The following is a 26399-nucleotide window of genomic DNA, read 5'->3' as shown; positions in this document are numbered from 1 at the left end:
CAATATCGGCTTCGTTCGGCACGGCGATGCAGTCATCATCCGCTCGCCGCGCGGCATGTGCGGGTTCGTTAAAGCGCCTGAACATGCGGTCGGCGACAGGTTTCTGCTCATCGGCCGTATGGGACGCAACCGCGAAACCAACGGCTTCCCGGCGCGTTCCGAGGCGTGATCTGCAAGCGGCCCGGCGGATTTTCGCAAGGCCGCGACGCTATTTGAAGCCGTCGTAACGGTCGATCAGACCGCCGTCCCGCGAAACCTGCACTAACGCACTGAACCTGCGCCTACCCGCGCCGCCTTGCCAAGCGCCTGGCCAAAACAACGCGCGTTTCATCGCGCATCGACCTGCTTTCCCCATGTTCACGCTTTCCGACTTCGATTTTAATCTGCCGCCCGAGCTGATCGCGCAAACGGCGCTCGCCGAGCGCAGCGCGAGCCGTTTGCTCGACGTGGATAACCGCACGCAGACGGCCGCTTTTACCGATCGCCATTTCACCGAACTGCCCAACTTGCTCGAACCCGGCGACCTGCTCGTGTTCAACGATACCAAAGTCCTGAAGGCGCGGTTCCTCGGCCAGAAGGCCAGCGGTGGCCGTATCGAGGTGCTGGTCGAGCGGCTGACCGGCGCGACGACCGCGCTCGCGCAGATCCGGGCAAGCAAAAGTCCGTTGCCGGGCACGAAACTGATTCTCGCCGATGCATTCGAGGTCACGGTCGGTGAACGCGTGGAACCGTTCTACACGCTGCATTTCCCCGCCGATTGCCTGACGCTGATCGAGCAACATGGCCGCCTCCCGCTGCCGCCGTATATAGAACACGATCCCGATTCCTTCGATGAAACCCGCTACCAGACGGTCTACGCGGCGAACCCCGGCGCGGTCGCGGCGCCCACCGCCGGCCTGCACTTCGACCCGGCGCTCTTTGCCACGCTCGACGCACGCGGCGTGGAGCGCGCAACGCTGACGCTGCACGTGGGCGCGGGCACGTTCCAGCCAGTGCGCGTGGAGAATCTCGCGGACCACAAGATGCATAGCGAATGGTATCGGCTACCGCAGGAACTGGCGGACAAGATCACGGCGACGAAAGCGCGGGGAAATCGCGTAATTGCGGTCGGCACGACTTCGCTGCGGGCGCTCGAAGCCGCCGCCCGCGACGCCGCCGAAGCTGGCCGGCCGCTCGCGGAAACCAGTGCCGAGACGGACATTTTTATTACGCCGGGATACCAGTTTCGCGTAGTCGACCGGCTCGTGACGAACTTCCATTTGCCGAAATCCACGCTGATGATGCTGGTCTCAGCATTCGCCGGCATGGATGCGATCCGCGCGGCATATGCGCATGCGATTGAGGAGCGGTATCGATTCTTTAGTTACGGTGACGCCATGCTGCTCACGCGGCAGGCGGCGGCTTAAAGAACCCTGCCTGCAACGCAGCACGCGCCGCGTATCATCGTGGCCGCGTACGAACCCACAACACGTCTCACCGATCTGCGCCGGACTGTTTTCCGGTGGCACAGGAGCTTTTGAATGACCGAAGCAAGCAACACCGCCGATACGATCGAAACACCGGGCCGCCCCGAGAACGGCCTCAAGTTCGAGCTAATCACCACCGACCGCCAGGCGCGACGCGGCCGCGTCACGTTGAACCACGGCGTGGTCGAAACGCCGATCTTCATGCCCGTCGGCACGTACGGAACGGTCAAGGCCGTCGCACCGCGCGAGCTCGAGGAAATGAACGCCCAGATCATCCTCGGCAATACGTTCCACCTCTGGCTGCGCCCGGGACTGGAAACGATAGCGGCGCACGGCGGGCTGCATCGGTTCATGAACTGGCAGCGCCCGATTCTCACCGACTCCGGCGGTTTTCAAGTCTTTTCACTCGGCGATCTACGCAAGATAACCGAAGATGGCGTCACGTTCGCGTCGCCCATCAACGGCGACAAGCTGTTTTTATCGCCGGAAATCTCGATGCAGATCCAGAAGGTGCTGAACTCGGACATCGTGATGCAGTTCGACGAATGCACGCCGTATGCAACCAACGACGTGCCCACGCCGCACCAGGACGCCGCTGACTCCATGCGCATGTCAATGCGCTGGGCCAAGCGTTCCGTCGATGAATTCGCCAAAGGTGAAAATCCGAACGCGCTGTTCGGCATCGTACAAGGCGGCATGTTCGAAGATTTGCGGGACGAATCGCTGGCCGGACTCGCCGACATCGGTTTCCACGGCTTCGCGATCGGCGGGTTGTCCGTCGGCGAACCGAAGGAAGACATGATGCGCGTGCTGGAACACATCGGCCCGAAGCTTCCCGCGGACAAACCGCATTACCTGATGGGCGTCGGCACGCCGGAAGACCTGGTGGCGGGCGTAGCGTCGGGCGTCGACATGTTCGACTGCGTGATGCCGACCCGCAATGCACGCAACGGCTGGCTGTTCACCCGTTTCGGCGACGTCAAGATCCGCAACGCTGCCCACAAGAACTCGCTCAAGCCACTCGATGAAACCTGCGGCTGCTATACCTGCCGCAACTTCACGCGCGGTTATCTGCATCATTTGCATCGCGTGGGCGAAATTCTCGGCTCGCAACTCAACACGATTCACAACCTGCACTACTACTTGCAACTCATGCAGGAAATCCGCGATTCGATCGAAAATCACGCGTTTGACGCATTCGTGAAGCAGTTTAAAGAGGATCGCGCACGCGGAATTGACTGACCGGATGGCTAACGTGCGGCCATGAATCTGCAATCGGCCCAAGAAACATTACAATTGCGTTACGCAACGCTTTAACAGCTTGATCACAAAGCGCATTCCGCGCTTGGCTTGCGTAGCCCGGTGATAGAATAGCGGGCTAATTTTCTGATCGTTATAACGGAGAGACCGACGTGGATTTTATTTCAAGAGCCTTCGGCGGCGGCGCAGAAGGCGCCCAGTCGAGCATCATGAGTTTTTTGCCGCTCATTTTGATGTTTGCAGTGCTGTATTTCATCATGATTCGTCCGCAAATGAAGCGCCAGAAGGAACATCGCAATATGCTGTCCGCCATGGCGAAGGGCGATGAAGTGGTCACGAACGGCGGTATTGTCGGCAAGGTCACGAAGGTGACGGACGCGTACGTTGGCGTCGAAATTTCGGAAGGTACGGAAATTACCATCCAGAAGGCTGCTGTCACGACTATCCTCCCGAAAGGCACGATCAAGTCGCTCTAAGGCCAACTTTCTCGCGTCCGGCGCGGCCAGCGTGGCCCGGCCCAATGGTGTGGCCCCCGTGGCCAATAGCCGCGCTCATCGCCGGACGCATCGCTTACCCTTCCTCGCCAACTCTCCTGTTCGGCCATCCCCATGAATCGCTACCCACTTTGGAAATATGCCGTGATGCTGGTGGCGCTAGTCATCGGCCTCGTCTATACACTGCCCAATTTTTTCGGCGAAGCGCCGGCGGTGCAGGTATCGAGCGGCAAGGCAACGGTCAAGCTGGATTCAACTACGCTTGCCAACATCGAAACCGCGCTGGCCGCCGACAAGGTGACGCCGGATGAAGTGACGTTCGACAATTCGTCGCTGAACGCCAACATTCGCGTGCGCCTGAAAGACACCGACACGCAGCTGCGCGTGAAGGATCTGTTGCAGAAAACGCTCAACAGCGACCCGACCGATCCGCAATATATCGTCGCGCTGAATCTGCAGGCAGCTTCTCCGCGTTGGCTCTCCGCATTGCACGCGCTGCCCATGTACCTCGGCCTCGACTTGCGCGGCGGCGTTCACTTCCTGCTGCAAGTGGACATGGCGGGTGCGCTGAACAAGAAGCTGGACTCGAACGCCGCGGACGCACGCGCGCTGTTACGCGATAGAAACATCCGCGATGGCGGTGTGAATCGAGTGAATCAGTCAGTCATGGTCAACTTTGCCGACCAGGCAGCAGCCGATGCCGCGCGCACCACGCTGTCGAATGGCCTGAGCGAATTGCAATGGGCGACGCGCCAGGGCGGCGATGGTTATCAAGTCGTCGGTACGTTCACGCCGGCGGCGCAAAAGCTGGCGGAAGACAGCGCGCTCAAGCAGAACATCGTCACGCTGCATAACCGCGTGAACGAACTCGGCGTGGCCGAACCGGTAATCCAGCAGCAAGGCTCCGACCGTATCGTGGTCGAATTGCCGGGCGTACAGGACACGGCGAAGGCGAAGGACATCATCGGCCGGACGGCAACGCTTGAAGCCCGTCTCGCCGATCCGACCAACACCCATCCCGGTCCGAACGATCCAGTTCCCCCCGGCGACGAACTCTTTACGCAGGGCAATACCGGCCCGACGCTCGTGAGAAAGCAGGTGATCTTCACGGGTGACCGGATCATCGACGCATCGGCGGGCTTCGACGAACATCAGCGTCCGTCAGTGAACATTCGCCTGGACGCCGCCGGCGGCCGCGCGGTGAGCAGCGTGTCGCGCGACAACATCGGCAAGCCGATGGCCATGATCCTGTTCGAAAAGGGCAAGGGCGAAATACTGACGGTCGCGACCATCCAGTCCGAACTCGGCGACCGCTTCCAGATCACCGGCCAGCCTTCGCCGCAAGCAGCCGCCGACCTGGCCCTGTTGCTGCGCGCAGGTTCGCTCGCGGCGCCCATGGACATCATCGAAGAACGCACGATCGGCCCGAGCCTTGGCGCCGACAACATTCGCAAGGGCTTCGATTCCGTGCAGTACGGTTTCGCCGCGATCGCCGTCTTCATGATCGCGTACTACATGCTGTTCGGCCTGATCTCCATGTTGTCGCTGTCGGTGAACCTGTTGTTGCTGATCGCCGTCCTGTCGATGCTGCAGGCCACGCTGACGCTGCCGGGTATAGCAGCTATTGCACTGGCGCTCGGTATGGCCATCGACGCGAACGTGCTGATCAACGAACGGATCCGCGAGGAACTGCGTAACGGCGCGCCGCCGCAGCTCGCTATCCAGAACGGCTTTACGCACGCATGGGCCACGATTCTCGACTCGAACGTGACCACGCTTATCGCGGGTATGGCGCTGCTGGCGTTCGGCTCCGGTCCGGTGCGCGGCTTCGCGGTCGTACACTGTATCGGCATCCTGACGTCAATGTTCTCCGCGGTGTTCTTCTCGCGCGGCCTCGTGAACCTCTGGTACGGCGGCAAGAAGAAGTTGCAGTCGCTCGCAATCGGTCAGGTCTGGCGTCCCGCCGGCGCCGACACGGCTGCGGCCACCGCTGCTTACCTGGCAAACGAGCGTGGCGACGACTCCGCCGTCGATCAGGTCGTCCTGCCCGCTACACGCGCCAAAGCACCGGTTTCAGCCCGTTCGCAAAAGCAGGCCGCGCCTGCGGTCCGAACCGGCAAGCCGGTCGCGCGCCGTCGTTCGGGTCCTGGTATTGAACCGAAAAAACCCGGCTCGTCCAACTGAGTCCCGGAGAATAAATCATGGAATTCTTTCGTATTCGCCGCGACTTACCGCTGATGCAGCGCGCGTTGATCTTCAACGCGATCTCGCTCATCACATTCCTCGCGGCTGTGTTTTTCCTCGTGCATCGTGGGCTGCATCTGTCGGTGGAATTCACCGGCGGGACCGTGGTGGAAGTGCAATATCCGCAAGCGGTGCCGCTTGAACCGGTGCGCGGCACGTTGGGCGCGCTGGGTTATCCCGATGCGCAGGTGCAGAACTTCGGCACGTCACGTGACGTGTTGATTCGCCTGCCGTTGAAGCAAGGCCTGACGTCGGCGCAACAGAGCGATCAGGTGATGGCCGCGCTGAAGAATCAGGATGCGCAGGTGCAGTTGCAGCGCGTGGAGTTCGTCGGTCCGCAGGTTGGCAAGGAGTTGGTGACTAACGGGCTGCTCGCGCTGGCGTGCGTGGTGATCGGTATCGTGATCTACCTGTCGTTCCGCTTCGAGTGGAAATACGCGGTGGCCGGCGTGATCGCCAACTTGCATGACGTGGTGATCATTCTTGGCTTCTTCGCGTTCTTCCAATGGGAGTTTTCGCTCTCCGTGCTGGCAGCCATTCTCGCGGTGCTCGGGTATTCGGTGAACGAGTCGGTTGTTATCTTCGACCGGATTCGTGAAACCTTCCGAAAGCAACGCAAGATGACGGTGATCGAGGTGATCAACCACGCTATCACCAGCACGATGTCGCGAACCATCATTACCCACGGCTGTACGGAAATGATGGTGCTGTCCATGTTCCTGTTCGGCGGGGCGACGCTGCATTACTTCGCGCTGGCTCTGACGGTCGGCATTTTGTTCGGTATCTATTCGTCGGTGTTCGTCGCGGCTGCGCTCGCTATGTGGCTGGGCGTGAAACGCGAAGACCTGATCAAGGACAAGAAACCGAAATACGACCCCACCGATCCGAATGCTGGCGCAGAGGTTTGATAGCCTGCTTCAAGATGTGAGGTTCGAACGCTGAAATTCAGGGTTCGACAATATGAAAGGCCGATTCTCGCGAATCGGCCTTTTTTTGCTTTTGAGCCGGCAATTGCAACATTTCGTGGATGGTGTCGTTGCTCTCCCACAGCATGCACGCCGCAAATTAATGCCTAACTCCGTACATTGTATGTACAATCGTAAATACAGGTGATCGCATGCAATTCGAATGGGACGAAGCGAAGAATCGAAGCAACATCCGCAAGCACGGCATCGACTTCACTGACGCAGTCGAAATTTTCAAGCATACGGTGTTGACCGCGGCGGACGGCAGGGAAGACTTTGGAGAGGATCGCTGGATTGCACTCGGGTGGATGCAGTTGATCGTAGCTGTGGTCGTCTATGTCGAGCGTAGCGGTGACACCATTCGGATCATCTCGGCGCGCAAAGCAACCCGGCCTGAAATAAAGCGCTACAGACACGCGCTTGTACAGTGAACCGCTTTATTGAACCGCCCTACTGCCACGTCGCGGCAACAAGGGCAGGAGCACACATCATGAGCAAAGCCACGAAGACGGATTGGAAACGCCTGGAAACCATGCCGGATTCCAGTATCGACACCAGCGAGATGCCCGAACTAGGCGACGACTTCTTCCAGCGCGCCGAACTCCACACGCCGCCCAAGCAAGCGGTGACCATGCGTCTGGACGCTGACGTCCTGGCCTGGTTCAAGGAACAAGGCCAGGGGTATCAAACGCGGATCAACAAACTTCTGCGTGCCTACATGCTGGCGCAGCAGAAGCAGCACTCGTAGGACTGCGGCCATCGGCAACAGCGCTAGGCGTGCAAACCCACGCCTAGCGCTTCATTTGAACCCGAGCCGCTTGCGCGCCGCCATCAACGCGATCAGGCTCACCACTGCGGCAAAGATCAAATAAAAGCTGGGCGCGGCCTTCGATCCCGTCGATGCAATCAGCCACGTGATGATGAACGGCCCGAATCCACCGAACACCGTCACCGCGATGTTATAAGCCAGCGACATTCCGGTCGTGCGCGTGGCAACCGGAAACATCTCAGATAACAACCCTGGCAACGCCGCGAAATACCCGGTCATCAACACGCCGAGCACCGCTTGAACGACCAGCAGCGTGCCGAAGGTCGGATGCCCGACGAGCCACGTGAATAGCGGATAGATCAACACGAAGCAACAGCACCGCCGAAATCAGCATGATGCGCGTGCGGTCGTGGGTATCGGAGAAATGACCTACAAATTGTGAGAGCACCATCTGGATTGCGCCCGTGGGCAGGATGGCCGCGAAAGCCACCGATGGCGCGAGTCCCAACTGCCGGATCGCATAGGTCGGCATGAAGAGCACGAGGTACGTCGCCACCGTGCCCAGCACCACCGTTCCGATGGCGATCAGCAAGCGTTCCTTGTTCAACGCGAAGGTGTCGCGCAAAGGGGTTGTCGTGGGAGCGGAGGCGAGGAATTCTGGCGTTTCGTCGAGGCGCGTGCGGATGTAGTACGCCACCGGCCCGATCAGCAAGCCGAAGATGAACGGCACACGCCAGCCCCATGAACTCATCTGTTCCGGCGACAGGTTGCCGGTCAGCACCACGCCAAATATCGCCGCCAGGAGTGTGGTCAAGCCTTGGCTTGCGACCTGCCAGCTCGCGAAGAAACCGCGCCGGCCGGGAACGTGCTCGGCAAGAAACGCAGTCGCGCTGCCAAACTCGCCGCCGGCCGAGAAGCCCTGGATCAGGCGCGCGAGCACCAGGATCAACGGCGCGGCAACGCCGATGGACGAGTACGTGGGCAGTACGGCGTGATGAATGTGCCCATCATCATCAACAGGATGGACAGCGTGAGCGCGGCCTTGCGCCCTGCCCTGTCGGCATACGCGCCAAGCACGATGGCGCCGAGCGGCCGCATGAAAAACGATACGCCGAACGTACCGAGTGTCAGCAGGATGGAGACCGAGTCGTTACCCGACGGGAAAAACAACTTCGAGATAACGACTGCGAAGAACCCGTAGACCACGAGGTCGAACTATTCGAGCGCGTTGCCTATGGACGCGGCCACCACCGCGCGCCACGCGGCTGGGCGGCTGATCGGTACTGCTGCGGGCGTACTGCTCATGCATTTCTCCAATCCTTGTGTCGACCAGAGTTGGCGCTTCAGCGCTTACTCTGGTCCCATGCAACTTGTTGCGGTCGACCAGAGTTGGCGCTTCAGCGCCTACTCTGGTCCCATGAAAGATGATCCTGTTCTTGTCGGTACGACTAGCTGTCGGCCAAAGCGAAAACGCGGCCGACTGTGCCACACCGAAATCCGGATCGAAATGCTCGCAGTACCGGGGACGAAAAAAACCGCTTCGGTCGGAAGCGGTTTTCTTATCTCGCAGGAAAGAACCAGCGGGAAAGAACGTCCGGCTTATTGCCGAATGCCTTCGGCTTGAATATGCAGCGTGGTCTTCATCTTGAAGCCATACGCCTTGCCGTAGTCCACGCCGAAGTCGCCGCGATCAAACGTTGCCGTCGACTCTGTGCCGCACACTTCCTTCTTCAGCATCGGGTTCGTGAAGCACTTGAACGATTCGATCTTCAAGTTCAGCGGCTTCGTCACGCCATGCAGCGTCAACTCACCGATCACTTCAACCGGTACATCGCCCTTGAACTTTATCGACGTACCCTTGTAGGTCGCTGTCGGAAACTTGTCGGCGTCGAAAAATTGCGCGCTCTTCAGTTCGCCATTCAGTTTGTCATTGCCGATATCGATCGACGTCATGTCGATGGTCGCGTCCAGCGTGCCCTTCTTGGCCGCGCGATCGAGCGTCACCGTGCCGCTGCTCTTGTCGAACTTGCCGCGCCAGATCGAGATGCCGCCGAAGTGGTCGGTTTCGAAGCTCGGATACGTGTGGCTCGGGTCGAGTTGGTACGTGACTTCTTCAGCCATCGCGTTAAAGGAAACTGCTGCGAAAAGCGCGCCAGCGGCTGCAATCAGAAGGTTCTTTTTCATGAGTTTTCCAGGATGAATGTGATGATCGATGAGCGCTTATTTCTTGGTTTATTTCTTGGCGGCGACGAGGTGGAATTTGATGATCACTTCGTCTGCCACGACCGAGGTGTCTTTCCATTCACCCGAGCCGACATCGAACTGTGTGCGTTTGATGGGCAATGAGCCATCGAAGGTTTGCGTTGCGCCCTGGCTCGTGACCGTGACCGGCACCGTGACGTTCTGCGACTTGCCCTTGATGGTCAATTTGCCGCTGACGTCGAACTTGGTTCCACCGGCCGGTGCAATCGCCGTCGACGCAAACGTAGCGGTCGGGAAATGGGCGGTATCGAACCAGTCCTTGTTCGCGGCTTGCTTGTTGTAGCTGTCATCGCCGAGATCGTAGCTGCTTGTATCGATGCTGATATTCGCGCTGCCCGCAGCCGGCTTGGCCGGATCGAAGTCGAGTTGCGCGGTGAACTTATTGAACTTGCCTTCAACCGGTACGTTCATTTGCTTCGATGTCGCCGTCACCGTGCTCTTGGTCGTATCGACCTGGCTTTGACCAAAGGCGGAAACCGCCGCAACCAGCGATGCGGAGCAAACGCCTGCAAGCAACCAACGGGAAAATTTCGCGTGTTTCATGTTTGTCCTAAGGCCACCGGGAAACCCGGTTGAGCCGCTATTGAAAAGTCAAACGCAATCCAGCGCAACCTGTGCGGAGGAAACTGGCTATCAACAACAAGGAATCAATTACGCTTCGTTTCCGTTGAATGCGAACGGACAGTGTTTATCGGAGGAACGGAATCATGCGTGCGAGCAAACCGTCACGATCGACGAATTGATGCTTCAACGCCGCCAGGACATGCATGATCACCAGCACGAGCAGCGTGTAGTTCAGGTAAATATGGACCAGCCTCAGCGTGACTTTCAGCGCGGTGTCCGGTCCGATGATCATCGGCAGCGGCACCAGTCCGAGATACACGACCTGAATGCCGGCCGCCGAGCTATAGAGATACCCGGAGGCAGGAATCACGAGCATCAGCGCATAAAGCAGAAAGTGCGTGAGGTGAGCGACACCTTTTTGCCACGCGGGAATACGCCGCGGCATGGACGGCGCCTTATGCGTGGCGCGCCAGAGCACGCGCACGACAGCGAGCACGAACACCGTCACGCCGATCCATTTGTGCCAGGAGAAATATTTGAGCTTGGTTGGCGTGAAACCGGGAATATCGGTCATGATCCAGCCAAGATAGAAGCCGCATACAATCAGCAATGCGATCAGCCAGTGAAGGCCGATCGCGGTCCGGCTGTAGCGCTCGGAGCTGGCGAAATTCGGGCTGCGTTCCATACGTGATCCACCAGAAAGAGTGCGGAATTGATGACTTGACCCCAAGCGGTTTCTCGCGCGGCAACCGCAACAACCCGACGACAAGGTCTCAAGGCCGCCATCCTACCCGAACAAGTAAAAACCGGCTTTTCGATAAAGAAATAGTTGCCGACTCGCCCGCGCCCGCGTGTCAAATCTGGTATCAGTGGCTTGTTGTCGAGCTTGTTGTCCGGGATAACGGGCCACGCGCGCCGACAATTCCATTTGGGCGATGAGCCAACCAAGGTCCGCTCATCAGCATGGGCACGCGCCAGGGCGCCTTGCCCGTGACGGGGTGAGTGAAGTCTCCGCGGCTCTTCCGCGTGGCAGCTCGCCGTTTGTTACCATGCCCGCTGGCCCGGCCCTTGCTCTTGTATGCAGCCGCTCCCAAACCATGACGTTCAAGATACTAAAACAACACGCCAGCACGAGCCCAGTATTCCGCCTATGGAAGAAGACGATCTGATCGCATGCCACGAATGCGACACGCTGTTTCATAAACGCGCCCTGCCTTCCCGCAGCTCCGCGAAATGCACGCGCTGCGGCGCCACGCTTTACCAGAGCGTGTCGTCGAATCTGGACAAGCTTTGCTCCATCACGCTTGCCGCGCTGATTACGTTTTTGATCGCGCAGGCTTTTCCTATTGTGGAACTGGAAACGAACGGCATCACGTCCCAAACGACCCTGATTGGTGCAATCGTCGCGTTGTGGGGTGAGAACATGGAAGTGATCGCCACCATGGTTTTTTGCGCGACCATTCTCTTTCCGCTCACCGAACTGATTGCAATGCTGTATCTGCTCGTGCCGTTGCGCGCGGGTTTCATTCCAGCCGGCTTCAGCCAGGTGCTGCGCGCGATTCAGTTCGTGCGGCCGTGGGGAATGATCGAAGTGTTCATGCTCGGGATACTTGTAACGCTGGTGAAAATGGTGAGCATCGCCCGCGTGATTCCGGAAGCGGCGCTGTTCGCGTTCGGCGCGCTGACCTTGCTGTTCGCCGTCATCCTCACCTTCGATCCACGCGCGCTATGGGAAATCGCCGAGCGCGTGGGAGGTCGCGGACCGTTGCGATACACGCCTTTTGGCGGCCTCCGGTCCGGCCCGGTATCGGCTCATTCAGCCGATCCACATTCCGGCTCCCCGTCCGGCTTGCTGCATTCTTTCGCGCCGACGCAAGGGACGACGCAAGGGACGACGCAAGGGACGGCGCAAGCGACCCCGCCCGACGCAGCCGCTCCACCGACGAAGCCATGACCGACAAACCCGACACCCATACCGATGCCGCCGGCACGCCCGACGGGTCCGCATCTCCCGAACCGGCATTTACCACGGCCAAGGAGGCGGGGCTGATCGCCTGCCACGCGTGCAACCGCGTGCAAAAGCGCGTGTTCACGGTCGAGCGCCAGCTTTGCGTGCGCTGCGGCTCGCCGCTGCATCGACGAAATCCTGACTCGGTCGCGCGCACCTGGGCGTTGCTGTTGTCCGCGGCGATCCTGTACATTCCGGCGAATTTATATCCGGTGCTGCACACCTCGTCGATCGTCGGTTCCGAAGACGACACAATCATGAGCGGCGTGGCGATGTTTTGGAACGATGGCGACTATCCCCTCTCCGCGATCATCTTTATCGCTAGTATTCTCGTGCCGATGCTCAAGCTCGGCACGCTGGCGTTTCTCACCTGGGCCACCCAATCGGGCTCCAAGTGGCGTCCTCGCCAACGCACGACGTTGTATCGAATCGTCGAAAAAATCGGCCGGTGGTCAATGCTCGATGTCTTTGTCGTGACACTTACCGTTGCGCTCGTGCGCTTCGGTTCACTCGCCGTCATCACGCCAGGGCCGGGCGCGCTCGCGTTCGGCTGTGTGGTGGTGCTCACCATGCTGGCCTCCATGCAATTCGACCCGCGACTGATGTGGGATCACATCGAACCTTCAGGAAAGAAACATGACTAGCCCGCAAGGTCCTTCGAACAACACCATCAAAGGCCCGAACGAGCCGTCGCGAAATGCAGGCGGCGGCGGTGGCTTGCCGCCCAATCTTCCGGATCCGGTGATCGAACCGCGCAGCCGCTGGATACCGTCGCTCGTCTGGGTGATTCCGCTGATCGCCGCGCTGATCGGCATTGCGCTCGTGGTGAAATCGGTGGCGGGACGCGGACCAACGATCACCATCAGCTTCGTGAGCGCGGAAGGCCTGGAGACGGGCAAGACCAAGCTGAAATACAAGGACGTCGATGTCGGCACGGTCAAGGAGATTACGCTGTCGAAAGACCACTCGCGCGTGCTCGTCGACGTCCAGTTGACCAAGGTCGCCGAGGACTTCGCGGTGAAAGACACGCGCTTCTGGGTCGTGCGCCCGCGCGTGGCGGCAAGCGGCGTAACCGGGCTCGGCACGCTGTTGTCCGGTGCGTATATAGGCGTGGATGCCGGGAAATCGAAAGAGGACGAAACCCATTTTGTCGGGCTTGAAACCCCGCCCGCCGTGACCGGCGATCAAAAGGGGCGGCAATTCACCTTGCAGGGCGAATCGCTGGGTTCCATCGATATCGGCTCGCCTATTTACTATCGGCGCGTGCAGGTCGGGCAAGTCGTCGGCTTTTCGCTCGACAAGGACGGCACGGGCGTCACCATGCAGGTGTTCGTGAACGCGCCGTACGATCAGTATGTCGGGACGAATTCGCGCTGGTGGCACGCAAGCGGCGTTGACCTGCGGCTGGATGCAAGCGGCTTCAAGCTGAACACGCAGTCGCTGGCGACTGTCGTGCTGGGGGGGATTGCCTTCCAGACGCCGCCGAATCAGGAGCCCGGACAGCAAGCGCCGGACAATATGACCTTCCGCCTCGGTTCGGACGAACAGGACGCCATGCGTGATCCGGACGGCCAGCCAATCCGCGTGGTCATGAATTTCAACCAGTCGCTGCGCGGCTTGTCGGTGGGCGCGCCAATCGATTTCCGCGGCATCCTGCTCGGTAGCGTGACGGGCATCGGGATCGAATACGATCCGAAGACGCGCACCTTCCAGATGCCGGTGACCATGAATATCTATCCGGATCGGCTGGGCAAGCGCTTCCGCGACTCGGTGCCGCGTCAGAACACCGTGGCCGGACAGGAACTGCTCCAGAAGCTGGTTTCAAACGGTTTGCGCGGACAGTTGCGTACCGGGAATCTGTTGACCGGGCAGCTTTATGTCGCGCTCGATGTATTCCCGAAAGCGGCCAAAGTCACGGTGGATGCCACAGCCGATCCGCTCGAGTTGCCAACCGTGCCCAATACGCTCGACGAACTGCAACTGCAGGTGGCGGACATCGCGAAGAAACTGGACAAGATTCCGTTCGACGATATCGGCAACAACCTGAACAGCGCGCTGAAGAACGCGAACGACCTCTTTAATCAGCTCGGCACGCAGGTTGTGCCCGAAGCGCGCGACACGCTCACCGCCGCGCGGAAAACGTTCGGCGAGGCGCAAAGCACGCTGCAACAGGACTCGCCGCTGCAGTCGGATGTTCACCAGGCGCTGCAGGAACTCACGCGGACACTGCAATCGCTCAATGCGCTCGCCGATTATCTGGAACGTCATCCGGAATCGCTCGTGCGTGGAAAACCAGGAGATAAGCCATGAGCTTGGCCAGAGTATTGAGGGCCGTCGGCGGAGTGTCGGCAATAGGCTTGGTCGCTGCGCTCGCCGCGTGCAGCAGTTCGCCGGCCAGCCGCTTTTATACGCTCGGCGGCAATGACGCCGCGACGAGAACGGCCGCGCCCGCTTCGTTCTATCTGGAAGTGTCGCCGGTGGACATGCCGCCGCAAGTCGCGAAGAACCAGATGGTTGTGCAGGACGGCTCGGCGCAAGTCCGGGTGCTCGAGGACGAGCGCTGGGCGTCCCTTCCCGCCGATGAAGTCCGGCGCGCGTTGTCGGCGGACTTGTCGCAACGACTGGGCGCCATCGACGTCTACGGCACGCCGCATCCCGAGGGCGTGCCGGTGTATCGCGTGAAGGTGAATGTTCAGCGCTTCGAGTCGTCGCCGGGCCGGCGCGCGTTGATCGACGCCGTCTGGAGCGTGCGCGGCGTGAACAACCAGGCTGTCCTCACGTGCCGGACGCAGGCGGAACAAACTGTCGATGCCGGATATGACGCGCTGGTGGCGGGGCATCGGCGTGATGTCGATCAACTCGCCAGCGAGATTTCCGCCGGGATTCGGACGGTGAGTTCGGTGCCTGTGCCCGTGTCGTCTTCCGCTTCCGCTTCGGTTGGCAAGGCCGGAAAAGTGGCGGCTCGCACGCCGGCGGTGCTTCCCTGTCCTGCCGCCGCCATGTCCGCAAACGCGGCGTCTGCCCAGTAAGCATGGCCGACGCGGTTGCGCGCTACGTCGCTGAAGGACGCGCCGCATAGGCCAAAGCGCCTGTCACGGGCGCGACTTCGTGCCGCCAGACCGCAACCCGGTTGCACCGAAAGGTGCACCGGGTTTTTTGTCGCCCGACCACAACGCCGCCATCTTGAATTTACAGTCGGCGCGCGTCCGGGCGGTTAAGATCCATCTCCGTGACTACTCTTTGCAGAAACGACAACACAGATGATGAAACTGATCGGTTCGCTCAACAGCCCGTATGTCCGAAAGACGCGGATTGTGATGGCAGAAAAGAAAATCGACTGCGAACTGGTGCTCGAAAACGTCTGGGCATCCGATTCGAAAATCCATAGTTTCAATCCGCTCGGCAAAGTGCCGTGCCTGATTCTGGACGATGGCGAAGCCGTTTTCGATTCGCGCGTGATCTGCGAATACGTCGATACGCTGACCCCGGTCGGCAAACTGCTGCCGCAGGAACGCCGCGAGCGCACGGAAGTGCGATGCTGGGAAGCGCTCGCCGACGGCATGCTCGACGCCGCCGTTCTGATTCGCCTGGAAACCACCCAGCGCGAGGAAGGGCAGCGCAACGAGGCGTGGGTGGCGCGCCAGCAACGCAAGATTGACGACGGCCTGAAGGCCATGTCGAAAGGGCTTGCCGCCAAGAACTGGTGTTCGGCGAATCATTTCACCCTCGCCGATATCGCTTGCGGTTGCGCGCTCGGTTATCTCGATTTCCGGATGCCCGACGTGAACTGGCGCGAGGAGTATCCCAATCTGGACAAGCACGTTCAGCGTTTGTCGCAGCGCCAGTCTTTCATCGATACATTGCCGACTGACGGTAGTTAAGACTGCGTTCGCCGCGGTGAGAGTGACTTGAAAAGCCCCACGCGTGGGGCTTTTGCATGTCAGTGATTCCCTGCGTGTGTACCCGCTTATTTCGCCAGAGCCTTCTTCAGCACGGTATTCGCCTGATCGATCGCAGCGCGCGTGGCCGGGGTATTGGCCAATGCGTTCAACATCACGAAGTCGTGGATCGCGCCGGCGTAGCGCACCGCCGTCACCCGGACGCCAGCTTGTGACAGCTTGCGGGCATAGGCTTCGCCTTCGTCGCGCAGCACGTCGTTTTCGTCGGTAATGACGAGCGCGGGCGGCAAGCCCTTCAACTGATCAAGCGATGCACGCAGCGGCGACGCCGTGATTTTTTCGCGATCGGCGGCGTTCGGCGCGTACGCGTCCCAGAACCATTTCATCGCGTTCTTGGTGAGCCACGGACCATCGGCGAATTCGTTGTACGAGCCGTCGTCGAAATTCGCATCGGTGACCGGGTAGAACAGCACTTGGTAACGCAACGCCGGGCCGCCCTGCTCCTTCGCCATCAACGTGACCGCCGCCGCCATGTTGCCGCCGACACTGTCTCCCGCCACGGCCATGCGCGTCGCATCGACGTCGAACTGCTTTGCATGCTCAGCCACGTAGCGCGTGGCGGCGTAGGCTTCCTCCGTCGGCACCGGGAATTTCGTTTCCGGCGAGCGATCGTAATCCACGAAGATCACCGCAGCCTGTGCACCGTTCGCGATCTCACGGATCAGGCGGTCGTGCGTATTCTTGTCGCCCAGCACCCAACCGCCACCATGGAAATACATGATCACGGGCAACACGCCCTTGGCGTGAGCAGGACGTACGATGCGGATCGCGATCTTGCCCGTCGGGCCTGCGTCGATCACGCGGTCCTCGATCTGCGCGGCTTCCTTCGATACCGGCTGCGACTGCGCGCCGGCGAGGACGTTGCGGGCATCGGCGGGAGACAGGGTGTAGATCGGCGGACCTTTTTGAGCCGTGAGCGCGTCGATAAACTGCTGCGTCGCGGGTTCGAGCACTGGAGCGGCTTGCGCGGCGGCGCTTGCGCCAAGCATTGCAGCAACAGCGGAGGCGATGGCGAAGGACTTGAGCTTGTACATGGTTCACTCCTGTTAGTGAAGGGACGGCGGGTTAGGGGTTAGGGCCCGGTGCGAAAACCGGGTTGCTGCGGTTGGGTAAGACGGGTGATGCCTGACTGCCCACGACTTGCGACGTGAAACGGCTGAAACACGGAATGCTAAAAACGGGGTACTGAAAACGAAGCACTGAAAACGAAGGAAGAAAAATTCTTAATTTTATTTACTCATAGATAGATAACTGGCCAACTTAAACTCGATGCCTAGGTAACTCAGCAACTCAGCAAACCTAGCTAACCTTTTTGTTAGCTACCGCGTTAACTGCGACCAAGACAACAAAATTGACGCGAACCGCCGTGTGCTGCCACCCGACAAACGCTCAACTAATTAACTGCGCCGGTCCAACGTCGATGCAACTCGGCCTGCGTGGCTAAAAATCAAAACCGTCGATACCGATTCACCATTTACGGGCGAAGCCACGACTCGCCGGCCTATCTTCGTCGACGCCTTTTTGACGACGGTAAAAATAACTTCAAAATGAGTTGTCAACGAATAAAATCGGCAATCAAAATCTACCTACCTGAAGATAGACAATTGGATAAATGCTAATTTTGGTACACGCTTAATCATTCTCAACAATTATCATCAACAATGACGGCGAGATCAGGAAAAACATTCTTTTCCACACTTTGCACTTGCAATCCAACCCGCTTATTCGGTAGCTCGTCGCACGGCGCTCAATTCGTTCGCAAGGCGTTTCCACCCACATCGTGAGTTAACGTTTCACAGTTTGGGTGACTTCATCCAAACGCACCTTGGTGTGAAACAGACGGCAGGCCAGCAAACTTCCCTGATATGCCGCGAACAACGCACGTGCCGTCGCGTCAGGCTTTCCGTTCACCCTCAAGGTTTCTTGCTTCTCGCCTTCGGCCAGCACCTTTGCTAGCCAGGCTTCGTTTGCCTTGAAGAAAGCCTGAACCGAATGGCGGACAGCTTCGGGAAGCGATTCAATATCGGCGGCAAGCATTCCACAAAGACAAACCTGATCGCCCTCGCCCACGATTTTGCCGAACAGCTTTACATAGCGGTCGAGCTTCTTCTCGGCGGAGGCGGAGCTATCGATGGCGTAAATAGACGACATCACGTCCGCGCTGTACGTATTCACCGCTTCTAGCACCAGGTCTTCCTTCGATGGGAAGTAGTAGTGAATGCTCGAAGTCTTCACGCCGACCAGTGCCGACAAATCCCGATAACTGAAACCGTTGTAGCCGCGGGTCATCAGCAAAACCTGGGCATGATCGAGCAATTGCTCGCGCACAGTATTTTTGTCGGGGGTTTTCTCGGTATTCATTTCGGTTTGGGCTCGTTACTCGTTACTTCCACAGGGGTGTTGCGCTCGTGCTGCCTCGTTGTGCAGAGTTACGGTCCAATCAACTCGTTCCATCTCGCAGTGCAAATCTCGTCCACGCCATCATCTTGTCTTGCTATGTCGGGTCATTGCGGCATCCATGACGACAATTTATCTACTAGAAGATAGATAGTCAAGATCTTTGTATAATTTTTTCAGAAGTTTTTCACCACGCAGCTCCAATTTTTTCCGTCTGGACTGCTCAGAGCGTGCCCAAACCTCACCGGGTATGTACCGATTTTTTGTGAATTACTGATTTGACCGTGTTTTCTGGCGAACTCCGTGCAACAAAAAGCGGGCCGCAGCCCGCTTCCACCAGCTTGATGGTTGAACACAACCCTACCTTGCCGTGAGCAAGGCGGCTCCTGCGTCGCGGCGCACAGGCTGGGCAGTCGCAGCCGATTCAATGATCCCGCCACCCAGGCACACATCGCCCTGATAGAGCACGGCCGATTGTCCTGGCGTGACGGCCCATTGGGCGTCGTCGAAACGAAGTTCGAAGCGACCATCCGCCGATCCCGGCGTCCCCATCACACACGCTGCATCCGATTGCCGATACCGCGTCTTGGCCGCGCAAACGGTGCCTTCGACCGGCGCGGCGCCCGCGACCCAACTGGTATTGCCGGCCACGAGCGAATGCGACAGCAGCCACGGATGGTCATGCCCTTGCACCACGTACAGCGTGTTCGACGCCATGTCCTTCCCCGCGACAAACCACGGGTCGCCGCTACCGTCCTTGCTACCGCCGAGCCCGATGCCTTTACGCTGACCGAAGGTATAGAACGCCAGCCCGACATGCTCGCCGATGACTTTGCCGTCGGGCGTTTTCATCGGACCGGGTTGCGTCGGCAGATAACGGTTCAGGAACTCGCGAAACGGCCGTTCGCCGATAAAACAAATGCCCGTGGAATCCTTCTTCGCCGCATTCGGCAAGCCGATCTGCGCCGCGATTTCACGCACCTTCGTCTTGGGCATCTCGCCGAGAGGAAACAACGTCTTCGACAACTGCGCCTGATTCAACCGGTGCAGGAAGTACGACTGATCCTTGGTCGAATCGGTGGCCTTCAGCAGTTCGAACAGCCCGTCGCGTTCCCGCACGCGGGCGTAGTGCCCCGTCGCGATGGTTTCGCCGCCAAGCGACATCGCGTGGTCGAGAAAGGCCTTGAACTTGATCTCGGCGTTGCACAACACGTCCGGATTCGGCGTGCGGCCGGCTGAATATTCGCGCAGGAACTCGGCGAACACGCGGTCTTTGTATTCGGCCGCGAAGTTGACCGCTTCCACGTCGATGCCGATCAGGTCCGCCACCGACACCACGTCGATCCAGTCCTGCCGCGTCGAGCAGTATTCGCTGTCGTCGTCATCTTCCCAGTTCTTCATGAACAGGCCGATCACGTCGTAGCCCTGCTCCTTGAGCAGCCATGCGGTGACCGACGAATCCACGCCGCCCGACATGCCCACCACGACTTTCTGTTTTCCGGCCTTGCTCATTTTGCTCTCTACGTTACTTGCCCGAATTACTTGCCTGAATTACGCATCTGAAGCTGAATTCAGGCCCTGAACCTGCACCGGCGCAACCGAATGCGTATGAATGAAGTCGAGCGGCACGCGGCGCCCGGCGAGGTAATGATCGAGACATTCCAGCACGGCCGGCGACCTGTGCCGATCAGCGCATGCGCGCAATTCGCCGGCGGTAAGCCACATGGCCCGCACGATGCCCGCGTCCAGTGCCCGACCCGGTACCTCGCCCGACGTCGTGCCGCAGAACGTAAACCGCAAATACGTGACCGACCTTCCCGGGCGCTCAAAATGCGTGAGATACGTGCCGACAAGCGCCTGCGGCTCGAAACGGTGCGCGGTTTCCTCGAGTGTCTCGCGCATCACGGCGTCGACGAGTGTTTCTCCCGCTTCCAGATGCCCGGCCGGCTGATTGATCTTGAGCCCGTCCGACGTGTGCTCCTCGATCACGAGAAAGCGCCCGTCCCGCTCCACAATTGCCGCGACCGTCACGCGCGGTGTCCATCGTTCTGGTTTCATGGGACGGTATTTTACCGTTTTGCGCGTTTTTACGCCGCCCGCAGGGATCGTGCGCGTTGTTGTCCGATGGCGTCATTTTTCGCGAATGTTTCGGTTACAGTGACGATCAGTCGCAAATAACAGCTTAAACACCCGCTTAATCATGTGCAGGATCGTTGCTGCAAACACGCGAGCGACTGCGCACGGCCAAATCAAAAACTAGAACGTGAGGAGGATGAAGATGCATATCGGAGTACCTGCCGAAACGCGGGCGAACGAGGCGCGCGTCGCCGCCACGCCGGAGACGGTCAAGAAGCTCGTGTCGCAAGGTCACCGGGTTACGGTGCAGCGCGGCGCGGGTGTGCCAGCGAGTTATATCGACGACGCCTTCGCCGCTGCCGGCGCCGAGCTGGTCGATGCCAATACCGCGTTTGCCGCTGATCTCGTCCTCAAGGTTCATTCGCCCAATGAAGCCGAATTGCTGCTGCTGAAGTCCGGCGCGGTGATTGCCGGCATGCTCGATCCGTTCAACGCCGAGAACAATGCGCGTCTGGCCGCTTCCGGCATTACCGCGTTCGCATTGGAAGCTGCGCCACGTACCACGCGTGCACAGAGCCTGGACGTGTTGTCGTCGCAGGCGAATATCGCCGGGTACAAGGCCGTGCTGGTCGCGAGCAATATCTATCAGCGCTTCATGCCCATGCTCATGACCGCCGCCGGCACCGTGAAAGCGGCGCGGGTGCTCGTGCTCGGCGCGGGCGTGGCGGGCTTGCAGGCTATCGCCACGGCCAAGCGGCTCGGCGCGGTGATCGAAGCCTCCGATGTGCGTCCAGCCGTGAAGGAACAGATCGAATCGCTGGGCGCGAAGTTCCTCGAAGTCCCCTACGAAACCGATGAAGAACGCGAAGCCGCGGTCGGCGTCGGTGGTTACGCCCGTCCCATGCCGCCAAGCTGGCTCGCGCGGCAATCGGTGCTGGTGGCCGAACGTGCAAAACAAGCCGATATCGTCATCGCGACCGCGTTGATTCCCGGCCGCCCCGCGCCGACGTTGATCGCGGCGGAAACCGTCCAGGCGATGAAACCGGGTTCGGTCATCGTCGATCTGGCGGCGGGACGCGGCGCCGAATACGAAGGCCGACGCGGCGGCAATTGTCCGCTTACCGAAGTCGATCAGGTCGTGACGAAACATGGTGTGCATCTGGTCGGCTACACCAATCTCGCCTCCATGGTCGCCGCCGATGCCTCCGCCCTCTACGCCCGCAACCTGCTTGATTTCATCAAGTTGATCGTGACGAAGGAAGGGACGCTGAACATCGATATGGCCGACGATATTGTCGCCGCGACGCTCCTGTGCCGCGACGGCCAGGTCACGCGCGGGATCAAAGGAGACTGACATGGAACTGGTAAATCACACGGTCATCAACCTGATCATTTTCGTGCTGGCGATCTACGTTGGCTATCACGTGGTATGGAACGTCACGCCCGCGCTGCACACGCCTTTGATGGCGGTGACGAACGCGATTTCCGCGATCGTGATTGTCGGCGCGATGCTTGCGGCCGGCTTGACGATTGGCGACACCGGCAAGTTCTTCGGCACGCTCGCGGTGTTATTGGCCGCGGTCAATGTGTTTGGCGGGTTCCTGGTGACACGGCGAATGCTCGAGATGTTCAAGAAGAAAGCGCCCAAGCAGATCGCCAACGCTTCGAAGGGGGCCGCGCAATGAGCATGAGCGTTGTCACTCTCCTGTATCTCATCGCCTCGGTGTGTTTCATCCAGGCGCTCAAAGGGCTGTCGAATCCGAAGACGGCTCGCATTGGCAATACGTTCGGCATGGCCGGCATGGCGATCGCGATTCTGACGACTATCGCGTTGATCGTGAAGCAGGCTTCGACGCTGGGATCGGATCTGTCGCTCGGGCTAGGCTTGTTGTTCGGGGCGCTCGTGGTCGGCGGTGCGATTGGCGCGTATGTCGCGGCGAAAGTCGAGATGACGAAGATGCCGGAACTCGTCGCCGCGATGCACTCGCTGATCGGTCTGGCGGCGGTATGTATTGCGTATGCGGTTGTTTCGGAACCCTCAGCGTTTGGTCTCGCAGCGGTGGGTGAACCGATTCCCGTGGGTAATCGCGTGGAGTTGTTTATCGGCACGTTTGTGGGTGCGATCACGTTTTCCGGGTCGGTGATTGCGTTCGGGAAGCTGTCGGGCAAATATCAGTTCAGGTTGTTCAAGGGTGCGCCGGTCGTGTATCGCGGCCAGCACACGATCAACCTGCTGCTCGCCATCGCGATGCTCGGGTTTGGCATCATTTTCATGCTGACGCAGTCGTGGCTGCCGTTCGTGATCATGACGCTGATCGCGTTCGCGCTCGGCGTGCTGATCATTATCCCGATCGGCGGCGCGGATATGCCGGTGGTTGTGTCCATGCTGAATTCGTATTCGGGCTGGGCGGCGGCGGGTATCGGCTTCTCGTTGAATAACCCGATGCTGATTATCGCCGGGTCGCTGGTTGGATCGTCGGGCGCGATTCTGTCGTACATCATGTGTCGCGCGATGAACCGCTCGTTCTTTAATGTGCTGCTGGGCGGGTTTGGTAACGAAGGCGGCGCAGCGGCGACGGGCGGCGCGCAAGAGCAACGTCCGGTTAAATCCGGTTCCGCCGATGACGCCGCGTTCATGCTCGGTAACGCTGAGACGGTGGTAATCGTGCCGGGGTATGGGTTGGCTGTGGCCCGCGCTCAACACGCGTTGAAGGAACTCACCGATAAGCTGATCGCGAAAGGCATCGACGTGAAGTACGCGATTCACCCAGTGGCCGGGCGTATGCCTGGGCATATGAACGTGTTGCTGGCGGAGGCCGAAGTGGACTATGAACTGGTCCACGAGATGGAGGATATCAACGGTGAATTCCAGCAGACGGACGTGGTTTTGGTCCTTGGGGCGAACGATGTGGTGAACCCGGCGGCTAAAACCGATCCGAAATCGGTGATTGCGGGCATGCCGATTCTGGAGGCGTATCGGGCGAAAACGATTATCGTGAATAAACGGTCCATGGCGGCGGGTTATGCCGGGCTGGATAACGAGTTGTTCTACATGGACAAGACGATGATGGTTTTCGGGGACGCGAAGAAGGTGATCGAGGATATGGTGAAGGCGGTGGAGTGATGGTCGCTGCCGGGTAAGACAAAACGCCGGTGTGCTCGCGAGAGACACCGGCGTTTTGTTATTTTTTATGGCGCTGGAATAGAAACAGCCGCGCTCGGTCTCTGGCTCTCAAGGCAAAGACAACAGAAATGAAGGACCCAATGCGAGCACTATTCGTATGCAGCAGAAATCGCCTGAGAAGCCCGACGGCGGAACAGGTATTCTCGTCTTGGCCTGACGTCGAAACCGATTCGGCAGGTTTGGCTCCCGACGCGGCAACTCCGCTGGAGCCCGACCAAATTGAGTGGGCGCAAGTGCTGTTCGTCATGGAGCGACGGCACAAGGCCAAACTGATCAAAACGTTCGGGTGATATCTAAAAGGGAAACGAATCGTTTGCCTGGATATTCCGGACAAGTACGGTTTCATGGACCCGGAATTGATTGCCCTGTTACACCGAAAAGCTGGAAGGTTCATGAGCTGATGAGTGTCAGATCCGGACCGAAGATTTGGGGGACCCGCCTGACAGTCCCAGTTCAGCAGAACCTTTAAAACATCGCTTCCAGGCCTTTACGATCAACCAGATCGAGCAGCTTCAACGACGGCCCGTTCGGCCGCTTCTGGCCCTGCTCCCATTTCTGCACCGTCGATGCACTCGTGTTCAGACACGCCGCGAACACCGCTTGGCTCGCCTTGGTGCGCTGGCGTAGCCGCTTGATCTGTGCCGCGCTGTAATCCTTGATCGGCGGCAGGCATAGCGCATCGAACTCCCGCAGTGTCACGGCATGCATCGTTCCACCCTGGTGTAGCCCTTGCGCCGTTTCGTGCAGCGCCTTCAGCAGTTTGTCACTCATCGCTCTCCACCTCATGTAACTCGCCCGTACGCAGCGCCTGAGTCAACGTGCGCGCGTCATAGCCCAACAATTGCGACCCCAGCAGCTTCAACGCTGCCAACCCCTTGTCGCTCACGTTGGCCCGCTCGTTCTTGGCAAACCCGAACACGAAGAAGGCTCGCTCACCCACTCGAAACGCCAGCAGCGTACGTAATCCGCCGCGCTTGCCCCGTCCGTTGATACCAACTCGCTTCTTGAATACGTGTCCGCCCAAATTCGCATCAATCAGACCCCGGTTCATTTCCTCGACGGCACTCAGCAAAGCCGCATCGGTCACGCCCTCCGTATCGGCCCAGCGTGCAAACCATTTGGTCTTAAAAATCCGCATTTCCGTCCTTCATAAACTATAGCACTTAGTGCGATACCTCCAACGCAGTCCACCCTCTGTTATTGAGCAACGATACCGATTCGTGGGTTACGACGTAACTAGCCAATCGGCTAACGTCAACATCCATTTCCGTTACAGAAGCGTTCGAATTCGCTTCTGCCCGACCGAGCTTACGAAAACCTCGTCTGCCGCCGCGCGCTTGGCTAACCCATCTCCGGCCCCTCCCCCGCGTACAATATCCCCCTTCGATTCCCAAAAAAGCACCGCCCCATGGCCACTACTTTCCTTTTCGACTGGTTTGCCCCCTGCCCGCGCGGTCTTGAGGCGCCGCTGGCTGCCGAACTCGCCGAAATCGGAGCGAAGCACATTGAGGGCTCGCAGTTCAGAACCGGCAAGGAAGTCCCCGGCGGCGTGCATTTCCGCGGCTCATGGGCAGCCGGCATGGCCGCGAACCTCCATTCCCGCATCGCGAGCCGTGTGTTGCTGAAACTGGCCCAAGGCCCGTATCGCAGCGAACACGACATCTACGAACTCGCGTATCAGCAGCAATGGGAAAAGTGGTTCTCGCCGAATGAAACCATTCGCGTCGATATCACCGCGATCAAATCCCCTTTGCGCAGCCTGGAATTCGCGACTTTGCGCGTGAAAGACGCCATCTGCGACCGTTTGCGCGAACTCACCGGCAACCGTCCGAGCGTCGATACCGCGCAACCCGACGTCCGCGTCTTCGCGTTCCTCACGCTGAACGAATGCACGCTTTACCTCGATACCTCCGGCGATCCGCTCTTCAAACGCGGCTGGCGACTCGACAAGGGCGCCGCGCCCTTGCGTGAAAACCTCGCGGCGGGAATCTTGCGCCTGACCGGCTGGGCGCCCGGTACGCCGCTTTACGATCCGATGTGCGGCAGCGGCACCTTCCTCGCCGAAGCCGCGCAAGTCGCGCTGAACATTGCGCCGGGCGTGGACCGCAACTTCGGCTTCGAAAAGCTGAAACAATTCGACGTGAACGCGTGGCAAAAGCTGAAAGGCGCGGCCGTCGATGCCAAACACGCCGCGAAGTCATCGCGTGCGGATATCCAGATCTACGGCAGCGACATTTCCGGCGACATGCTCGACAAGGCGTACTCGAATCTGGAACGCGCGGGTTTGCCGGAGTTGTCGTTGAAACAACTCGATGCGCGCCACATGACGCCGCCGTCCGATACCCCGGGCATTCTGGTCGCGAATCCGCCGTACGGCGAGCGGATTGAAGTGCGCGGGCGTGGTCCGCGCGGCGAGCTTCGCGAACCGAAGAACCGCGGTCACGACGAAGACGAAGAAGCGTTCCACCGCGCGCAACCTGATCCCGCCGATCAGGAATTCTTCATCTCGTTCGGCAACGCAATGAAACAGCGCTTTCCGGGCTGGCGCGCGTACGTGCTGACATCGGATCGGAAACTGCCGGGCATGCTGCGACTGCGTGAATCGACGAAAACGCCGCTCTTCAACGGCGCGCTCGAATGCCGGCTGTTCCGCTTCGACATGATCGCCGGCAGCGTGCGCAATCGCCCGGCAGCAGCGGAACCCGCCGCCGATCAAGCGCCCGACGTAGAGGAGTGAAGCATCGCGGAGGC

General features: G+C 59.5%; 28 protein-coding genes and 1 pseudogene. 17 read left to right on the top strand and 12 right to left on the bottom strand.

Annotation, left to right across the window (positions count from 1 at the left end; all coding sequences use genetic code 11):
* The first annotated feature begins 353 nt into the window (after nucleotides 1-353).
* From queA to ACSQ36_RS02115, 7 genes are all read left to right on the top strand, one after another.
* On the top strand, nucleotides 354-1406 hold the full coding sequence (gene queA, locus ACSQ36_RS02145; RefSeq protein ID WP_436180752.1) for a tRNA preQ1(34) S-adenosylmethionine ribosyltransferase-isomerase QueA: 1053 nt from the start codon (nucleotides 354-356) through the stop codon (nucleotides 1404-1406).
* Nucleotides 1407-1520: 114 nt separating this feature from the next.
* Nucleotides 1521-2708 (top strand): tRNA guanosine(34) transglycosylase Tgt, encoded by a 1188-nt coding sequence (gene tgt / locus ACSQ36_RS02140; protein WP_436180751.1) that lies wholly within the window; start codon nucleotides 1521-1523, stop codon nucleotides 2706-2708.
* Between the two features lie 170 nt (nucleotides 2709-2878).
* Nucleotides 2879-3202, top strand: coding sequence for a preprotein translocase subunit YajC (gene yajC, locus ACSQ36_RS02135; RefSeq protein WP_213765863.1), 324 nt, complete (start codon nucleotides 2879-2881; stop codon nucleotides 3200-3202).
* Between the two features lie 132 nt (nucleotides 3203-3334).
* Nucleotides 3335-5404, top strand: a complete 2070-nt coding sequence (gene secD / locus ACSQ36_RS02130) for a protein translocase subunit SecD (protein WP_436180750.1) — start codon at nucleotides 3335-3337, stop codon at nucleotides 5402-5404.
* Nucleotides 5405-5421: 17 nt separating this feature from the next.
* Entirely contained in the window at nucleotides 5422-6372 is a 951-nt protein-coding gene (secF, locus tag ACSQ36_RS02125) for a protein translocase subunit SecF (RefSeq protein ID WP_213765861.1), read from the top strand.
* Between the two features lie 209 nt (nucleotides 6373-6581).
* Nucleotides 6582-6860 carry a BrnT family toxin gene (locus tag ACSQ36_RS02120; RefSeq protein WP_436180749.1) on the top strand — a complete coding sequence of 93 codons (279 nt, stop codon included), beginning with the start codon at nucleotides 6582-6584 and terminating at the stop codon, nucleotides 6858-6860.
* Between the two features lie 59 nt (nucleotides 6861-6919).
* Nucleotides 6920-7177, top strand: a complete 258-nt coding sequence (locus ACSQ36_RS02115; protein ID WP_213765859.1) for a BrnA antitoxin family protein — start codon at nucleotides 6920-6922, stop codon at nucleotides 7175-7177.
* A 51-nt stretch (nucleotides 7178-7228) separates the two neighbouring features.
* Here the strand turns inward: ACSQ36_RS02115 and ACSQ36_RS02110 are convergent, their stop codons facing one another.
* From ACSQ36_RS02110 to ACSQ36_RS02085, 6 genes are all read right to left on the bottom strand, one after another.
* The gene (locus ACSQ36_RS02110) at nucleotides 7229-7435 is read right to left on the bottom strand and encodes a hypothetical protein (protein WP_255631499.1); all 207 of its coding nucleotides are present in this window, start codon (nucleotides 7433-7435) and stop codon (nucleotides 7229-7231) included.
* Between the two features lies 1 nt (nucleotide 7436).
* Nucleotides 7437-8138 carry an MFS transporter gene (locus tag ACSQ36_RS02105; protein ID WP_436183069.1) on the bottom strand — a complete coding sequence of 234 codons (702 nt, stop codon included), beginning with the start codon at nucleotides 8136-8138 and terminating at the stop codon, nucleotides 7437-7439.
* Nucleotides 8139-8143: 5 nt separating this feature from the next.
* Nucleotides 8144-8404, bottom strand: a complete 261-nt coding sequence (locus ACSQ36_RS02100; protein ID WP_436180748.1) for an MFS transporter — start codon at nucleotides 8402-8404, stop codon at nucleotides 8144-8146.
* Between the two features lie 393 nt (nucleotides 8405-8797).
* A complete protein-coding gene (locus ACSQ36_RS02095) occupies nucleotides 8798-9382 on the bottom strand; it encodes a YceI family protein (RefSeq protein WP_436180747.1) in 585 nt (194 codons plus the stop codon).
* Nucleotides 9383-9430: 48 nt separating this feature from the next.
* Nucleotides 9431-10003 carry a YceI family protein gene (locus tag ACSQ36_RS02090; RefSeq protein ID WP_436180746.1) on the bottom strand — a complete coding sequence of 191 codons (573 nt, stop codon included), beginning with the start codon at nucleotides 10001-10003 and terminating at the stop codon, nucleotides 9431-9433.
* 145 nt (nucleotides 10004-10148) lie between these two features.
* Nucleotides 10149-10709: a cytochrome b gene (locus ACSQ36_RS02085; protein ID WP_436180745.1), complete on the bottom strand. Its 561-nt coding sequence runs from the start codon at nucleotides 10707-10709 to the stop codon at nucleotides 10149-10151.
* A 465-nt stretch (nucleotides 10710-11174) separates the two neighbouring features.
* Here ACSQ36_RS02085 and ACSQ36_RS02080 point away from each other — a divergent pair, with 465 nt between their 5' ends.
* The 5 genes from ACSQ36_RS02080 (at nucleotide 11175) to ACSQ36_RS02060 (ending at nucleotide 15913) form a co-directional block, all read left to right on the top strand.
* Nucleotides 11175-11978, top strand: a complete 804-nt coding sequence (locus tag ACSQ36_RS02080) for a paraquat-inducible protein A (protein ID WP_436180744.1) — start codon at nucleotides 11175-11177, stop codon at nucleotides 11976-11978.
* Complete coding sequence (locus tag ACSQ36_RS02075) at nucleotides 11975-12676, top strand: paraquat-inducible protein A (RefSeq protein WP_213765854.1); 702 nt, start codon at nucleotides 11975-11977, stop codon at nucleotides 12674-12676. The genes ACSQ36_RS02080 and ACSQ36_RS02075 overlap by 4 nt, the downstream gene beginning before the upstream one ends.
* Nucleotides 12669-14342 (top strand): intermembrane transport protein PqiB, encoded by a 1674-nt coding sequence (locus ACSQ36_RS02070; protein ID WP_436180743.1) that lies wholly within the window; start codon nucleotides 12669-12671, stop codon nucleotides 14340-14342. The genes ACSQ36_RS02075 and ACSQ36_RS02070 overlap by 8 nt, the downstream gene beginning before the upstream one ends.
* Nucleotides 14339-15061 carry a PqiC family protein gene (locus ACSQ36_RS02065; RefSeq protein ID WP_436180742.1) on the top strand — a complete coding sequence of 241 codons (723 nt, stop codon included), beginning with the start codon at nucleotides 14339-14341 and terminating at the stop codon, nucleotides 15059-15061. The genes ACSQ36_RS02070 and ACSQ36_RS02065 overlap by 4 nt, the downstream gene beginning before the upstream one ends.
* Nucleotides 15062-15292: 231 nt before the next feature.
* Nucleotides 15293-15913 (top strand): glutathione S-transferase C-terminal domain-containing protein, encoded by a 621-nt coding sequence (locus ACSQ36_RS02060; RefSeq protein ID WP_213765851.1) that lies wholly within the window; start codon nucleotides 15293-15295, stop codon nucleotides 15911-15913.
* An 86-nt stretch (nucleotides 15914-15999) separates the two neighbouring features.
* Here the strand turns inward: ACSQ36_RS02060 and ACSQ36_RS02055 are convergent, their stop codons facing one another.
* From ACSQ36_RS02055 to ACSQ36_RS02040, 4 genes are all read right to left on the bottom strand, one after another.
* On the bottom strand, nucleotides 16000-17025 hold the full coding sequence (locus ACSQ36_RS02055; protein ID WP_436180741.1) for an alpha/beta hydrolase fold domain-containing protein: 1026 nt from the start codon (nucleotides 17023-17025) through the stop codon (nucleotides 16000-16002).
* A gap of 751 nt (nucleotides 17026-17776) precedes the next feature.
* Nucleotides 17777-18352, bottom strand: a complete 576-nt coding sequence (locus tag ACSQ36_RS02050) for a TetR/AcrR family transcriptional regulator (RefSeq protein WP_436180740.1) — start codon at nucleotides 18350-18352, stop codon at nucleotides 17777-17779.
* Between the two features lie 396 nt (nucleotides 18353-18748).
* Nucleotides 18749-19927 carry a tRNA 2-thiouridine(34) synthase MnmA gene (mnmA, locus tag ACSQ36_RS02045; protein WP_436183068.1) on the bottom strand — a complete coding sequence of 393 codons (1179 nt, stop codon included), beginning with the start codon at nucleotides 19925-19927 and terminating at the stop codon, nucleotides 18749-18751.
* Nucleotides 19928-19939: 12 nt separating this feature from the next.
* Nucleotides 19940-20446: an NUDIX hydrolase gene (locus ACSQ36_RS02040; RefSeq protein WP_436180739.1), complete on the bottom strand. Its 507-nt coding sequence runs from the start codon at nucleotides 20444-20446 to the stop codon at nucleotides 19940-19942.
* A gap of 220 nt (nucleotides 20447-20666) precedes the next feature.
* Here ACSQ36_RS02040 and ACSQ36_RS02035 point away from each other — a divergent pair, with 220 nt between their 5' ends.
* From ACSQ36_RS02035 to ACSQ36_RS02020, 4 genes and pseudogenes are all read left to right on the top strand, one after another.
* A complete protein-coding gene (locus ACSQ36_RS02035) occupies nucleotides 20667-21818 on the top strand; it encodes a Re/Si-specific NAD(P)(+) transhydrogenase subunit alpha (protein WP_213765846.1) in 1152 nt (383 codons plus the stop codon).
* Nucleotide 21819: 1 nt separating this feature from the next.
* A complete protein-coding gene (locus ACSQ36_RS02030) occupies nucleotides 21820-22149 on the top strand; it encodes an NAD(P) transhydrogenase subunit alpha (RefSeq protein WP_436180738.1) in 330 nt (109 codons plus the stop codon).
* On the top strand, nucleotides 22146-23588 hold the full coding sequence (locus ACSQ36_RS02025; RefSeq protein ID WP_213765844.1) for an NAD(P)(+) transhydrogenase (Re/Si-specific) subunit beta: 1443 nt from the start codon (nucleotides 22146-22148) through the stop codon (nucleotides 23586-23588). The genes ACSQ36_RS02030 and ACSQ36_RS02025 overlap by 4 nt, the downstream gene beginning before the upstream one ends.
* Nucleotides 23589-23728: 140 nt before the next feature.
* A pseudogene (locus ACSQ36_RS02020) lies at nucleotides 23729-24049 on the top strand (low molecular weight protein tyrosine phosphatase family protein).
* Between the two features lie 64 nt (nucleotides 24050-24113).
* Here ACSQ36_RS02020 and ACSQ36_RS02015 read toward each other — a convergent pair.
* A complete protein-coding gene (locus ACSQ36_RS02015) occupies nucleotides 24114-24419 on the bottom strand; it encodes a helix-turn-helix domain-containing protein (protein ID WP_436180737.1) in 306 nt (101 codons plus the stop codon).
* Complete coding sequence (locus ACSQ36_RS02010; protein WP_436180736.1) at nucleotides 24412-24786, bottom strand: type II toxin-antitoxin system RelE/ParE family toxin; 375 nt, start codon at nucleotides 24784-24786, stop codon at nucleotides 24412-24414. Before ACSQ36_RS02010 ends, ACSQ36_RS02015 begins: the two co-directional genes overlap by 8 nt.
* A gap of 270 nt (nucleotides 24787-25056) precedes the next feature.
* Between ACSQ36_RS02010 and ACSQ36_RS02005 the strand changes: the two genes are divergently transcribed.
* Entirely contained in the window at nucleotides 25057-26385 is a 1329-nt protein-coding gene (locus tag ACSQ36_RS02005) for a THUMP domain-containing class I SAM-dependent RNA methyltransferase (RefSeq protein ID WP_436180735.1), read from the top strand.
* Nucleotides 26386-26399: the final 14 nt, after the last annotated feature.

Origin of the sequence: Caballeronia sp. LjRoot34 (assembly GCF_964253815.1) — a bacterium.
Taxonomy (GTDB): Bacteria; Pseudomonadota; Gammaproteobacteria; order Burkholderiales; family Burkholderiaceae; genus Caballeronia.
Note: the sequence above shows the minus strand (reverse complement) of the source record. Positions and strands in the feature narration are given on the sequence as shown.